General features: G+C 68.3%; 13 protein-coding genes and 1 pseudogene. 11 read left to right on the top strand and 3 right to left on the bottom strand.

Annotated elements, in window-relative coordinates; all coding sequences use genetic code 11:
* Positions 1 to 421: 421 nt before the first annotated feature.
* Positions 422 to 1207, bottom strand: coding sequence for a GntR family transcriptional regulator (locus AB0C46_RS27995; protein ID WP_362831122.1), 786 nt, complete (start codon positions 1205 to 1207; stop codon positions 422 to 424).
* Between the two features lie 248 nt (positions 1208 to 1455).
* On the opposite strand from AB0C46_RS27995, the gene AB0C46_RS28000 reads away from it, so the two are divergent.
* The 7 genes and pseudogenes from AB0C46_RS28000 (at position 1456) to AB0C46_RS28030 (ending at position 6685) form a co-directional block, all read left to right on the top strand.
* Complete coding sequence (locus AB0C46_RS28000) at positions 1456 to 1764, top strand: hypothetical protein (protein ID WP_362831123.1); 309 nt, start codon at positions 1456 to 1458, stop codon at positions 1762 to 1764.
* A complete protein-coding gene (locus AB0C46_RS28005) occupies positions 1764 to 1976 on the top strand; it encodes a hypothetical protein (RefSeq protein ID WP_362831125.1) in 213 nt (70 codons plus the stop codon). The genes AB0C46_RS28000 and AB0C46_RS28005 overlap by 1 nt, the downstream gene beginning before the upstream one ends.
* Positions 1976 to 3307 (top strand): FtsK/SpoIIIE domain-containing protein, encoded by a 1332-nt coding sequence (locus tag AB0C46_RS28010; RefSeq protein ID WP_362831127.1) that lies wholly within the window; start codon positions 1976 to 1978, stop codon positions 3305 to 3307. The genes AB0C46_RS28005 and AB0C46_RS28010 overlap by 1 nt, the downstream gene beginning before the upstream one ends.
* On the top strand, positions 3304 to 3489 hold the full coding sequence (locus tag AB0C46_RS28015; RefSeq protein WP_362831128.1) for a hypothetical protein: 186 nt from the start codon (positions 3304 to 3306) through the stop codon (positions 3487 to 3489). The genes AB0C46_RS28010 and AB0C46_RS28015 overlap by 4 nt, the downstream gene beginning before the upstream one ends.
* A 343-nt stretch (positions 3490 to 3832) precedes the next feature.
* A pseudogene (locus AB0C46_RS28020) lies at positions 3833 to 5107 on the top strand (replication initiator); the annotation flags it as partial.
* A 172-nt stretch (positions 5108 to 5279) separates the two neighbouring features.
* Positions 5280 to 5390 (top strand): hypothetical protein, encoded by a 111-nt coding sequence (locus AB0C46_RS28025; RefSeq protein ID WP_362831129.1) that lies wholly within the window; start codon positions 5280 to 5282, stop codon positions 5388 to 5390.
* 47 nt (positions 5391 to 5437) lie between these two features.
* Positions 5438 to 6685, top strand: a complete 1248-nt coding sequence (locus AB0C46_RS28030) for a tyrosine-type recombinase/integrase (RefSeq protein ID WP_362831130.1) — start codon at positions 5438 to 5440, stop codon at positions 6683 to 6685.
* A 59-nt stretch (positions 6686 to 6744) separates the two neighbouring features.
* On the opposite strand, the gene AB0C46_RS28035 is transcribed toward AB0C46_RS28030, so the two are convergent.
* Complete coding sequence (locus AB0C46_RS28035) at positions 6745 to 8277, bottom strand: TldD/PmbA family protein (RefSeq protein WP_362831131.1); 1533 nt, start codon at positions 8275 to 8277, stop codon at positions 6745 to 6747.
* 284 nt (positions 8278 to 8561) lie between these two features.
* Here AB0C46_RS28035 and fabG point away from each other — a divergent pair, with 284 nt between their 5' ends.
* Both fabG and fabI read left to right on the top strand, forming a co-directional pair.
* The gene (fabG, locus tag AB0C46_RS28040) at positions 8562 to 9266 is read left to right on the top strand and encodes a 3-oxoacyl-[acyl-carrier-protein] reductase (protein ID WP_362831132.1); all 705 of its coding nucleotides are present in this window, start codon (positions 8562 to 8564) and stop codon (positions 9264 to 9266) included.
* A 5-nt stretch (positions 9267 to 9271) separates the two neighbouring features.
* Positions 9272 to 10042, top strand: coding sequence for an enoyl-ACP reductase FabI (gene fabI, locus AB0C46_RS28045; protein WP_362831133.1), 771 nt, complete (start codon positions 9272 to 9274; stop codon positions 10040 to 10042).
* A 200-nt stretch (positions 10043 to 10242) separates the two neighbouring features.
* Here fabI and AB0C46_RS28050 read toward each other — a convergent pair whose 3' ends face one another.
* A complete protein-coding gene (locus tag AB0C46_RS28050) occupies positions 10243 to 10926 on the bottom strand; it encodes a FadR/GntR family transcriptional regulator (protein WP_362831134.1) in 684 nt (227 codons plus the stop codon).
* Positions 10927 to 11071: 145 nt separating this feature from the next.
* Between AB0C46_RS28050 and AB0C46_RS28055 the strand changes: the two genes are divergently transcribed.
* Complete coding sequence (locus AB0C46_RS28055; protein ID WP_362831136.1) at positions 11072 to 12394, top strand: MFS transporter; 1323 nt, start codon at positions 11072 to 11074, stop codon at positions 12392 to 12394.
* 16 nt (positions 12395 to 12410) lie between these two features.
* Positions 12411 to 12527: an SGM_5486 family transporter-associated protein gene (locus AB0C46_RS28060; protein WP_268831690.1), complete on the top strand. Its 117-nt coding sequence runs from the start codon at positions 12411 to 12413 to the stop codon at positions 12525 to 12527.
* The last annotated feature ends 140 nt before the right edge of the window (positions 12528 to 12667 follow it).

Genomic DNA, 12667 nt, shown 5'->3' on the forward strand with positions numbered 1-12667 from the left:
GGAGATCGGGGTGTCGGATGGGATGGGGACGGAACCTCAAAACTGCTCTGGGCAGTGAGGTGCACATTGAACAGGATGGGCGGGGCGTGAGCTGGGTGGTCTGCGCGGGGTGCCGTAAGCGGCAGATTGTGACCGGCTTCGGGTCGCCCCGTTCCAAGGCCGAGCGTCACGCACGGACGTGCCGCCGCTGACGCGGTGCTGCGCGCCCCGGCCGGGGTCGCTCGTCCCGGCGCTCCGAGGGCACGGGAAAGCCCCCGCTGGCTCTGCTGGCGGGGGCCTTCTCACGTTCAGGGTGCTGCTGCTGGCAGGGCGGTGGGCGTCCGGCCGGGACCGGCCGAAGGCCGCAGCCCGGACGGGGCGCCCGGCTCCGCCCGGCGCGCCGCAGGCGCGCCCTTGATGAAGTGAAGAAGAGTTACACCGATCAGCTCTTGGCCTGGCGGGGGCGCTTGGAGGGTGCCTTCTCGGGGGTGATCCGGTAGACGAGTCGGGACCGTGCGGCGGCGGTGTGCAGCTCCTCGCACATCAGCGGCCGGTCATCGGTGCCGTAGGTGACGCGGTAGGTAATGAGGATCGGGCTTGCGTCCGTGAGGCCGAGCACTTCGCGCTCGTCCGGCAGCGGGGTCCGCGCGGTCACGAACTCTTGCCACGTGAGGGTGTGACCGGCCTCGGCAAGGTGCGCGTATAGGTCGGTCACGGGTGCGTCTGGCGTCTCGGCCAGGGTGGGCGCTTCTGAGGCAACATCAAGGGGGATGATCACCCGGTGTGAGATGCGGGCGCCGGTATCCGGATCGGTCATCAGGTGATCAGCGCTGAAGGCGTCGTCCGCGTCCTCCTCACGCCGCTGCAAGAGTTCGGCATGGGTACCAAGGACATGGACGCGTGTCACGCACGGCTTCTCCTTCTCTGCCAGCTCCGGGACGCCGTAACGCTTGCCTGAACGGCTGATCGTCCTGGCAAGGGCTGATGTGGGTGCATTCTGTGGGCGCACGAACGTGCCTCGTCCATGACGGCTCTCCACCAGTCCCATGGTGCGCAGTTCGGAGACTGCCGCGCGCGCTGTGGGGCGACTGATGCCGTAGGTGTCCATGAGTTCCGTCTCGCTCGGAAGCTTGCTTCCGGCCTCGTACTCACCTGCCTTGATGGCCTGCGCTAGCTGGTCGGCAACCTGCATGTAAATCGCGTTGTGACGGATGATCTCGCGCGGCATCGGTAGCTCCAGTGGTCCACATCGGTCTTCAGTGTCAGGTGATATAGGCAGCAGTCTGTCACTCGTCAGAATAAGGGGTTGCCTGCCTCCGTCAAGGTGGCGCATGCTCCTTACTTATTAGGACGAGAGGCACGCAGACGAGAAGCGTGCAGCCGTCCCGATGAAAGAGGAGACAACTCATGCAGCAAATGCCCATCGATGTGGGGCGACTCGGTACGTGCATGTGCGTTGTGCCGCCGGAGCCTCGCGTGAACCCGGACACCGGCGAAGTCCGCAAGGACCGGGACGGCAACACGATCTACACGGTCGGCATCTCGGTCCGGCAGAAGGATCGGCGACGCGCCGACGTGATCGAGATTTCCGTTCCGGTGGAGCCGCGTGGCGTCGCGGAGGGCGTCCCGGTGCAGGTGGCGGACCTGGTGGCAACGGCCTGGGCGATCGGCGATCGGCACGGCGTTTCGTTCCGTGCCTCCGGGATCACTCCGGCCGGTCCTCCTGGTGGGGCCGCCGGCAACCCGGGGCCGGCTAGGGGCAAGGCGCCCGGGGGTGAGTCCTGATGGCCATGCGTGATGTGGACGTTCGCGACGCCAAACGGCTGACCGTGCACCTGAAGGTGCTGGGCGGCGTGGCCTCGCTGCTGGACGTGATGACGGACCTGGACACCGTGGCGTGGCTGCTGCAACTCGCCGAACGCAACGGCGAGTTGGCGGCCTTCCACGCGCGGCGGGTGCTGGTCCATCTCGATGACGAACGAAAGGAGGAGACGTAATGGTGTGGTCGCTGGTGGTGTGGCTGGCCTCGGCCGCGCTGATCCTCGGCGTGCTCACCCAACGGTGGTGGGAGCCGTGGTTGCTGAAGAACGGCTTCAACTGGCGTTCGCTTCCACTCCGCTGGTACCTGGTCGGGTTCCCGGCCACGGCGCTCCGGATGCGGTGGCGCTGGAAGCAGGTCTGTCAGATCAACGACCTGTCCATCACCCGCAAGCCCACACGGGCGGTCGTGGGTGACCTGGCGGTCAGGGGAACCGCGCTGAAGCCTGTGGCGCCGCGCCTGGGAATGCCTCGGGTCACCCGTACCGGTCTGGTGGTACGCGTCCGCCTGCACCCCGGGCAGACTCCGCGCCCGTTCCTGGTAGCGACGGAGGCCCTGGAGCATGCGTGGCGGGTGCAGCGCGTACGGGTCACCTGGCCTCGACGCGGGGAGTTGATCGTGACTGTCACGGCCGCGGACTCGCTGAAGGGAAAGACTGAGGCGGCGCCCCGGCCCGCGCTTCCCCTGCTGGCTGCTCGGGTCGGCCAGATCGAGGATGGCGGCGCCTGGGAACTGAACCTTCGCCGAATTCCCCACTGGCTCGTGGTCGGCGCTACCCGTTCGGGAAAGTCCACGCTGTTGGCAGCCTGGGTATCCCGTCTCGCCTCTCAGCCGGTCGCCCTGGTCGGCATCGACTGCAAGGGCGGCATGGAACTGGGACTGTTCGAGCCGCGTCTGTCGGCGCTCGCCTGCACCCGAGCCGAAGCTGTCGGGCTGCTGGGTGCCCTGGTGGCAGAGATCGAAAGCCGGATGGCCGCCTGCCGCGCGGCGGGCGTGCGCTCGGTGTGGGAACTGCCCGAGACAGAGCGGCCCTCGCCTGTGGTGGTCCTGGTGGACGAGATCGCGGAGTTGTACCTGTCGGACGGCTCCCGCGTCTCCCGTGACGAAGCGGCGCAGTGCTCCACCATGCTGCTCCGCCTCGCACAGCTTGGGGCGGGCCTCGGACTCCACCTGATCGTGGCGGGCCAGCGAGTAGGCGCAGAGCTCGGGCCCGGCGTGACGGCGCTGCGGGCGCAGCTCTCGGGCCGGATCGCACACCGCGTGAATGACTCCGCGACAGCGGAAATGGCGCTGGGTGATCTGTCTCCTGACGCCGTCGCGGTGGCCCAGTTGATCACCGAGGACGAAAAGGGCGTGGCCGTGACCACGGTCGGCGGGCGCTGGATGCGTGCCCGCTCGGAACTGACCACGACGGAACAGGCGCGGGCTACCGCTGTCGAGAACGCGCACCGGACACCGCAGATGCCTGCACTCGTAACGGCTGTAGCGGAAGGAGGGAAGGCAGCATGACGCAGGGTCAGATCTATGGGCTGGTGACGTTCCTCGCGGTCGTCGTCGTGATGCTCGTCCGGTCGAGCGAGGTGAAGGCGTGGCAGGCCATCGCCATTGCCCTGATGGGCTTCTACCTCGCCTTGACGCCCATGGGCTACATGGTGACGTGGATCGTCAACCTGATCGCCAAGGCGCTCTGAGGTCACACCGCCCGCTCCGCATTCGCTAAGGCCCCTAAGCCCTCGACGTGATGCGGGCGGGCGGCTCCGTCCCCGGGCTGCGGCTGATCCCTCCGGCTCGGCTGCAGCCGGCTCAGCCGGCAACGGCCCCATATGAAATCCCCTGGTCAAAGGCGTGCCGCCACGACTACGGGATCACTCCCTCTGCCTTTAAGGAACTTCGGAACCGGGCTGCGGCCCGTGAAAGGTCCCCTCCATGCGTCACCTGATCACTGTCGGCAATCCCTTCACTGATGAGGGTGCCCGCCGCGAAACGCTCGCCCTGGATCAGCGCATGCGCTCCCTGTCCGCCACCGAACGCGACATGGTGCGTCTGGTGGCTGACCCCGGCTTCAATCGCTGGTTGGAACAGATCCGCAACGTGGGCGGCTGCGCTCACCCGATCTACCTGTCCGGTCACACGACTGTCCGGGATGGGGCTTCAGGGGAGGTGCTGCGGCACTTCGACACTGCGGGCGAACCCGGCGGGCGGCTGGCTGTGCGGTGCCGCAACCGGCGAGAGACACGTTGCGGGCCGTGCTCGCGTCTGCACGCGGGCGATACGTTTCAGCTCGTCCGCTCCGGCCTGAGCGGCGGCAAGGGCACTCCGGCGGTCGTCCGGGACCATCCGCGACTCTTCGTCACCCTCACCGCACCATCGTTCGGGCAGGTACACCACCTCACCGACGAGGGGAAACCGTGTCTGCCTCGTCGTGACGGCGGTAACTGCGAGCACGGGCGCCTGGTCGGCTGCCACTTGGTGCACACGGCCACAGACCCGCTGCTGGGACAACCGCTCTGTCCTGACTGCTACGACTACGCAGGACACGTGCTCTGGCACGCGCATGCCGGCTCGCTCTGGAACCGGTTCTGTGATCGCGTCCGGCGCATCCTGGCCACCTCGGTGGGCATCGCTCAGTCCCGTCTGCGCCACCATGTCCGGCTCTCCTTCGCCAAGGTCGCCGAGTACCAGCAACGGGCGGCGGTCCACTTCCACGCAGTCGTCCGCCTGGACGGCCCAACCGGTCCGGACGAGACCCCGCCGGAATGGGCGACCGTCGCACGGCTGGAGGCGGCTATCCGTGAGGCGGTCGGTACGGCAATGGTGACGGCTCCGTACTCGCCAGCAGTCGGGGAACAGACCGTCAGATGGGGCGCTGAGCTGGACGTGGCACCTATCCGCTCGTTCGACGATAACGCGCCCGTGACCGACGACAGGGTAGCTGCCTACGTCGCAAAGTACGTCGGCAAGTCCGTGTCCGAGGCAGGAGGCTCTGACCGTCGACTGACCTCCGCCGCTGAGATCCCGTACGCGGCCGTGAATGTACATACCCGGGCGTTCATGGGGATGTGCTGGCGACTCGGCGGTCTGGGTGAGCTGGAAGGCCTAAGGCTCCGGGCGTGGGCTCACACGCTCGGCTACCGGGGACACGTCCTCACCAAGTCCCGCCGCTACTCCACCACGTACGCGGCGCTGCGTGCCGACCGTGCTGAGTACCAAAGCGGCGGCATCGGACTGAACAGGGAGACGAACACGGTCACGGATTCCACCTGGCGCTACGTCGGCTCCGGCCATAGCCCGGCAGCAGCCGAACTTGCCGCAGGAATCGCCGCCGATCAGGCGGAGTGCCAGCAGCTCTACAAAGAGGCCAAAGAAGACGAAGAACGGCAAGGGCCATGGATTGGGGGAGAGGGCTATGAGGGGCGGGAGCAACCTGCTGATGACACCGGAGCAGGCGGCTGCCGAACTCGGGGTGACCAAGCGAGTCCTCATGGACTCGTACCGGCGATGGGGGATCCCGTACCTGAAGGTTGGCAAGCACGTTCGGTTCCGAACTCGCGATCTATACAACTGGGTTGACGCTCGTATGCAGGGTGACTAGGTTCACTGATAGTCGCTAACCCATCAACATCTGGAGGGTAAACAAGCGTGGCGACCATCAAGAAGGAAGACTGCACGTGTCCTCGGCGCAGGAAGCCGACATGCCCTCACAAGCCGTACAGGGTCTCGTATCGCGAGCCCGGGGGTAGGGCCGGCAAGCCGCGACAGGTGTCCTTCAAGAAGCTCGAAGACGCAGAAGCCTTTGCGGTCAAAGTCGAGCGGGAGAAGGACCTGGGAACGTACATCAATCCCAAGGCGGGCCAGAAGACGTTCGAAGAACTCTGGTACGAGTGGGTTGAGGCGGGAACTCTCGAAGAGTCCTCCAAGAGGAACTATGAGAGCGTCTACGTCAACCACTATGGGCCCTTCTTCGGAAACAAGTCCATCGCCGGTATCACTCCGTCAACGATTTTGGAATGGGAGGCAGATCAAAAGGAGAGGGGCTACACGAGTAACGGAATCCGCGGACGCAAGAACGTCCTTTCGTCTGTTTTCAACTACGCGGTAGCGGCTGAGTTCATCGGTCGCAACCCGTGCAAGAAGGCGAACCCGCGTCGGAGTTCGGCGCAGGACATCACGCCCGTCACTGACGAAGACATCCCGACCATGGAGGAGGTTCTAGGAATCATCGCGGAAGCCCCCAAGCTCATTCGCGCTGGCTTCTGGGCAATGGCGGGGTGTGGGACGCGACCAGGCGAGTCCCTAGCGCTGGCTGACGCGTCGATGAACTGGGAACGCAGCATCCTGACGGTGGATCACCAGGTGTCGGCCTACGGCTGTCAGGAGATCTCGGGGTATCGACGCGGCGTGAAGAGGGGAACGAAACACCGCGCTTTTGAACAGGCGCGGCAGACTCCCGTTCCCGAGTCCATCAATCAGATCTTCAACGACCACATCGACGCGTTCGGTACGTGGGGTGAAAGGGGCTGGCTCTTCGAATCCCCGAAGTTGAACGACCGCCACCCGTCCTATGACTGGTTTCTCACCAAGTTTAAGGATGCGGCCAAGGCGGCTGGTACCCCGCGGTACACACCGAAGAGCTTCCGGCATTTCTTCGTCTCCGAAGCCATCCACGCCGACATCCCACTGTTCGAGGTCGCGGCTTGGGTCGGTCACCGCACCACCAGGACGACGGAGCTGGTCTACGGACACCTCGTGCGCAGAGCCATGGAGCGAGGTGCCCGAACCATGCACAACCGGTTGGGGCTGAAGCTGGAGCCCTTCAGGAACCTCATCGTCCCGTCTCATCTGACTCCCAATGAGGGCGACGATGAAGACTGGGACGACGTGGCCTAGGGGTTCACTGTGCTTGCGTGTCGATCTGGTGCAGACTTCGGGACCCGGCGTGCTGCCTGTCAGGTACGGCCTGACTCCTGCGAAGTGTTCAGGATGTTCACGTTCCGAAACAGTGCTGTAGGGCAGCCGTGGGATACTGCGGCGACCTGGCCAGGTTGAGCCTTTCCGCAGTTGAAAGCACCTCCGAGGACGTAGGTCTGAGGTCCGCCGACCGCCTCCATGGAACCCCAGAAATCAGGGGTCGTTCCCTGGTAGGCAACATCGCGGACCTGCCCGCAAAGGCGTCCGTTCCGGATTGTGTATGCCCTCTGCTCTGTGAACTGGAAGTTGTACCGCTGCATATCGATCGACCACGAGCGGTCGCCGACGACATAGATGCCGCGTTCCACCCCGGAGATCAGCTCCTCCGTGGACGGTCCGTCCGCCGCCGGCTGCAGCGAGACGTTCGCCATCCGCTGGACCGGCACATGGCCGGGGGAGTCCGCGTACGCGCACCCGTTGGAGCGCGCGAAGCCCGTCAACTTCGCGATCCTGCGGTCGAGTTGGTAGCCGACCAGGGTGCCGTCCTTGATCAGGTCCCAGGACTGGGCGGCCACCCCCTCGTCGTCGTAACCGATCGTCGCGAGTCCGTGCTCGGCGGTCCGGTCGCCCGTCACATTCATGATCCCGGAGCCGTACGCCAGCTTCCCGAGCTGGTCGAAGGTGGCGAACGAGGTCCCCGCGTACGCCGCCTCGTAGCCCAGTGCCCGGTCCAGCTCGGTGGCGTGCCCGATCGACTCATGGATCGTCAGCCAGAGGTTGGACGGGTCCACCACCAGGTCGTACGCGCCGGCCTCGACGGTCGGTGCGCGCATCTTCTCGGCGAGGTGCTCCGGGATCCGGGCCAGCTCACCGTCCCAGTCGTAGTGGCCGCCGGTCAGGTACTCCCAGCCGCGTCCGGCGGGCGGGGCGAGGGTGCGCATCGAGTCGAAGTCGCCGCTCGCCGGGTCCACCGCGACCGCGGTGAGCTGTGGATGCAGCCGTACCCGCTGCTGGGTGGTGCCGGTGCCCGCGGTGTCCGCGTAGAACTTGTTCTCCTGGACGGTCAGCAGCGCGGCGTCCGCATGGGTCACGCCCTCGGCGGCCAGCAGCCGTGCGCTCCACTCCGCCAGCAGCCCGGTCTTGTCGGCGTCCGGGACGTCGAAGGGGTTGATCTCGTACGCGGAGACCCAGGTGCGGTCCGGGTGCGCGGGCTCCGCCGCCAGCTCGACCCTCTCGTCGGAGCCCGCGGCCCTGATCACCTTCGCGGAGAGCTTCGCCATCGCCACCGCCTGCGCGGCCACCCGCGCCGCCGCGTCCATCGTCAGATCCACCCCGGACGCGAACCCCCAGGCCCCGCCGTGCACCACCCGCACCGCATACCCCAGGTCGGTGGTGTCCGAGGTCCCGGACGTACGGGCGTCCCGCAGCCGCCAGGACGCGCTGCGGATCCGCTCCAGGCGGAAGTCCGCATGGTCGGCGCCCAGTGCGCGGGCGCGGGCCAGCGCGGCATCGGCCAGCGCGCGCAACGGCAGCGCCAGGAATGTTTCGTCAACGGCATGGGGTGCAGGCAAGGAGTCCTCCCGTGGTCGGCGCCTGCATCATGCCCTGTGATGCGCCGGCAACCCAGAGCGCATCGGGTTGCGGCACCGTGCGTCGGCCAGGGTGGCGCGGGCGCCGGGGGCCCGGTGCGACACGGCCGGTGACGGTCGCCGCGGTGCGCGATTCCGTCGTGGTTCTGTGGAGACCCGACAGTGACCGGCGCACGCGCCTGTCCGTGCTCGATTCCCCGGAAGGGCGCCGTGACCGATAGTTTCGTACCGAACGCAGGACGGACAGAAACGGAAAGGGTGATCTCTTGAGCCGCTCGGTTCTGGTCACCGGAGGTAACCGCGGCATCGGCCTCGCCATTGCCCGTGCCTTCGCCGAGGCAGGCGACAAGGTCGCCATCACCTACCGCTCGGGCGAGCCCCCCGCGGGATTTTTGGCCGTGAAGTGCGACATCACGGACAACGAGCAGGTCGAGCAGGCGTACGAGGAGATCGAGGAGAAGCAGGGTCCGGTCGAGGTGCTGGTGGCCAACGCCGGCGTCACCCGTGACCAGCTGCTGATGCGGATGTCCGAGGAGGACTTCACCTCGGTCCTGGAGACCAACCTCACCGGCACGTTCCGGGTGGTCAAGCGCGCCAACCGGGCAATGCTGCGGGCCCGCAAGGGCCGGGTCGTGCTGATCTCGTCCGTGGTGGGCCTGATGGGCGCGCCGGGCCAGGCGAACTACGCCGCCTCCAAGGCCGGCCTGGTGGGCTTCGCCCGCTCGCTCGCCCGGGAACTGGGCAGCCGCAACATCACCGTCAACGTCGTCGCCCCCGGCTTCGTCGACACCGACATGACCCGTGTGCTCACCGATGAGCAGCGGGAGAGCATCGTCAAGCAGGTGCCGCTCGCGCGGTATGCGCAGCCCGAGGAGATCGCCGCCTCGGTCCGCTTCCTGGCCTCCGACGAGGCCGCGTACATCACCGGAGCCGTCATTCCTGTCGACGGCGGATTGGGCATGGGTCACTGATCAGCATGAGTGGAATCCTTGCAGGCAAGCGCATCCTGGTCACGGGTGTTCTGACCGAGTCGTCGATCGCGTTCCAGGCGGCCAAGGTCGCCCAGAACGAGGGCGCCGAGGTCATCCTCACCGGCTTCGGCCGGCTCTCCCTCGTGGAGCGGATCGCCAAGCGGCTGCCCAAGCCCGCCCCGGTCATCGAGCTGGACGTCACCAACCAGGAGCACCTGGACGGCCTGGCCGAAAAGATCCGTGAGCACCAGGGTGAGGACGCCCGCCTCGACGGCATCGTGCACTCCATCGCCTTCGGCCCGCAGGGCGCCTTCAACTTCCTGGAGGCGAGCTGGGAGGACGTGAGCACCGCGGTCCAGGTCTCGGCGTACTCCTACAAGTCGCTGACGATGGCCTGCCTGCCGCTCATGGAGCACGGCGGCGCGATCGTCGGCCTCACCTTCGACGCGCAGATCGCCTGGCCGAAGTACGACTGGATGGGCGTGGCCAAGGCGGCGCTGGAGGGCACCAACCGCTACCTGGCGCGCGACCTCGGCTCCAAGGGCATCCGCTGCAACCTGGTCTCGGCCGGCCCCATCAAGTCGATGGCCGCCAAGTCCATCCCCGGCTTCGAGGAGCTGGCGGACGTGTGGAACCACCGCGCCCCGATCGGCTGGGACCTGGCCGACCCGGAGCCGGCCGGCCGTGGTGTCGTCGGCCTGCTGTCCGACTTCTTCCCGCGGACGACGGGCGAGATCGTGCACGTCGACGGCGGTGTGCACATGATGGGCGCCTGACGCCCGCAGCGCATCCGTACCGCCCGTCCCGGTCCGCCGGGGCGGGCGGTACGCGTTCCCGGCCGGGAACCGGTGCCGGCCGCCCATGGTGAGGTGAGCTGCCCGGCACCCTCCCGGCCCGGCACCCTCGCGGCACTCTCCCGGCACCCTCCCGGCGTTCTCCTGGCGCTCCCGGTGCCTCGTGATCACCGGCCCGTGGCTCAGCCTCGCCCCGGAAGGCCGAGCCGGCAGCCGAAGGGGTGCGCACTCGCCTCGGCGGCCGCCCGGTCGCCGTCGCCCGCGCGGATCGCCTCCACCAGCCGGGCATGGTCCATATGCGCCTCGGGCCGCAGCTCCCCGCCCACATCGGCCCGCAGGAAGTCCCGCAGCACGCCCCCGAGGTCGGCGTAGACCTCGGCCAGCACCTCGTTGTGGGAGGCCGACACGATCGCCATGTGCAAGGTCGCGTCCGCCTCCACGAAGGCCTCCGCCGCCCCGGACTCCCAGGCCCGCTCGCGCCGCTCCAGCAGGGTGTCGATCTGCCGCAGGTCCTGTACGGTGCGGCGCTCCGCGGCGAGCCGGGCGGCCGACGCCTCCAGGGCGCTGCGGAGCTCGGCGACGTGCCGGGGCTCGGCCGCAGCGAACCGGCGGTTCATCACCCCGGCCAGTTCACTGGTGGCCACCACGTAGGTGCCCGAACCCTGGCGGATGTCCAGCAACCCGTTGTGGGCGAGCGCCCGGACGGCCTCCCGGACGGTGTTACGGGCCACCCCGAGCTGCTCGACGAGCGCCGGCTCGGTCGGGATACGGGATCCTACCGGCCACTCACCGGACGTGATCTGGGCGCGCAGCTGCGCGATCACCTGGTCCGCCAGCGCGGACCGGCGGGGCGAGGTCAGAGGCATGGCTGCGCTCCGGGGGGAAGGGGCGGACGGACGGCGGCGGTGCGGCGCCCGCCGGACCCTGTCGGTTCCCGGCGCCGCCCAAGACAGCTGAGGCTACCGATATCAGTTGGACAGGTATTCATCCCATGATTCTATGATGGCGTCTATGGCAGACGAAGACCTCGCGACCCTCGGCCCCGCCGCCGGGCCCCGTACGACCTCCACCGACCGCCCGGCCGTCGGTCCGGACCACCCGCAGCCGGCCCCCGGGGAAGCCGCCCCGGCGGCAGGGATGGCCGGCCGCTGGCTGCCGCGCCTCGTGATCGCCGGTCTCGTCCTCGCCGCGCTCAACCTCCGCCCGGCCATCACCAGCCTCGGCGCCCTCCTGGAGGAGGTCCGCGTCGGCCTCGGCATGAGCGGCACCGTGGCCGGCCTGCTGACCTCCGTCCCTGCCCTGTGCTTCGCGGCCTTCGGTATCGCCGCGCCCCGGCTGGCCAGGCGCTGGGGGCCCGGTGCGATCGTCTGTGCCGGCATGGCCGCGATCGCCCTGGGCGTCGTGGTGCGCCCGTACGCCGGCGGCACCGGCGGCTTCCTCGCCGCCAGCGCGCTCGCCCTGGCCGGAATCGCGGTCAGCAATGTCCTGATGCCGGTCGTCATCAAGAGCTGGTTCCCCGGCCGGGTCGGCCCGATGACCGGGCTCTACTCCATGGCGCTGGCCCTGGGCACCTCGCTCGCCGCGGCGGTCACCGTCCCCATGACCGAGGCGCTGGGCGGCAGTTGGCGGACCGGTCTGGCGGTGTGGGCGGCACTTGCCGCGCTCGCCGTGCTGCCCTGGCTCGTGGTGGTCCGGCAGCGCCGGGCCGCCGCCGGACCGGCCGCGGCCACCGCGGCCCGGCCCCCGGAAGCCCCGATACGGATCACCGCGTCGCCGACCGCCTGGGCGCTGGCCGTCTACTTCGGCCTGCAGGCCACCGGCGCGTACATCACCATGGGCTGGATGCCGCAGATCTTCCGCGACGCCGGGATCTCGGCGGGTACCGCGGGGGTGCTGCTCGCCATCACCATGGCGATGGGCGTCCCGCTCTCCTTCGTCCTGCCGCGGCTCGCGACCCGGATGCGGCACCAGGGTCCGCTCGCGGTGCTGCTCGGTCTCTGCGGTCTGGCCGGCTACACCGGACTGTGGCTGGCACCGGCCGCCGGCGCCTGGGCCTGGGCGCTGCTGATGGGCATCGCCAACTGCGCCTTCCCGCTGGCCCTGACGATGATCGGGATGCGTTCGACCAGCTCCGCCGGCGTCGTCAAGCTCTCGGCCTTCGCCCAGAGCGTCGGCTATCTGATCTCCATCCCCGGGCCGCTGCTGGTCGGCACGCTCTACCAGCACAGTGGCGGCTGGGGGCTGCCGATCGCCCTGATGGCCGGGCTCACGGTGCCGCAGATGGCGGTGGGGGTGCTGGCAGGCCGGGACCGCCGGATCGAGGACGAGGCGTGAGTGCGACACTGGGCCCATGCCAGTGCTCGAACCGAATCCGCAGGGCGGACAGAAGAAGCTGCTCCTCGTCCTGGGCGCCATGCTCGGCGTGACCGTCGTCGTCGCGATCATCGCGAGTGCCGTCGCGCCTTAGGGCCCGGGCCGGAGCCCGGGGTGGGGGGGGTGGCCCCACCGTCCCCTAGGTGTACTGATCGGGGACGTTGATTAACCGTGAGTACGGCGGCTGGTTGCCGCAAGCGGTGTGTGGGCGGTGCTGGTTGTAGTGGTGTAGCC

The organism is Streptomyces sp. NPDC048637, from assembly GCF_040650675.1.
Classification (GTDB): Bacteria; Actinomycetota; Actinomycetes; order Streptomycetales; family Streptomycetaceae; genus Streptomyces.

Bases quoted from the DNA above. Each gene is read 5' to 3' on its own strand.
- AB0C46_RS28025 (WP_362831129.1), top strand. From the start codon at position 5,280: ATGGACTCGTACCGGCGATGGGGGATCCCGTACCTGAAGGTTGGCAAG.
- AB0C46_RS28060 (WP_268831690.1), top strand. From the start codon at position 12,411: ATGCCAGTGCTCGAACCGAATCCGCAGGGCGGACAGAAGAAGCTGCTC.
- AB0C46_RS27995 (WP_362831122.1), bottom strand. From the start codon at position 1,207: ATGCCGCGCGAGATCATCCGTCACAACGCGATTTACATGCAGGTTGCC.
- AB0C46_RS28010 (WP_362831127.1), top strand. From the start codon at position 1,976: ATGGTGTGGTCGCTGGTGGTGTGGCTGGCCTCGGCCGCGCTGATCCTC.
- fabI (WP_362831133.1), top strand. From the start codon at position 9,272: ATGAGTGGAATCCTTGCAGGCAAGCGCATCCTGGTCACGGGTGTTCTG.
- AB0C46_RS28015 (WP_362831128.1), top strand. From the start codon at position 3,304: ATGACGCAGGGTCAGATCTATGGGCTGGTGACGTTCCTCGCGGTCGTC.
- AB0C46_RS28055 (WP_362831136.1), top strand. From the start codon at position 11,072: ATGGCAGACGAAGACCTCGCGACCCTCGGCCCCGCCGCCGGGCCCCGT.
- AB0C46_RS28050 (WP_362831134.1), bottom strand. From the start codon at position 10,926: ATGCCTCTGACCTCGCCCCGCCGGTCCGCGCTGGCGGACCAGGTGATC.
- AB0C46_RS28005 (WP_362831125.1), top strand. From the start codon at position 1,764: ATGGCCATGCGTGATGTGGACGTTCGCGACGCCAAACGGCTGACCGTG.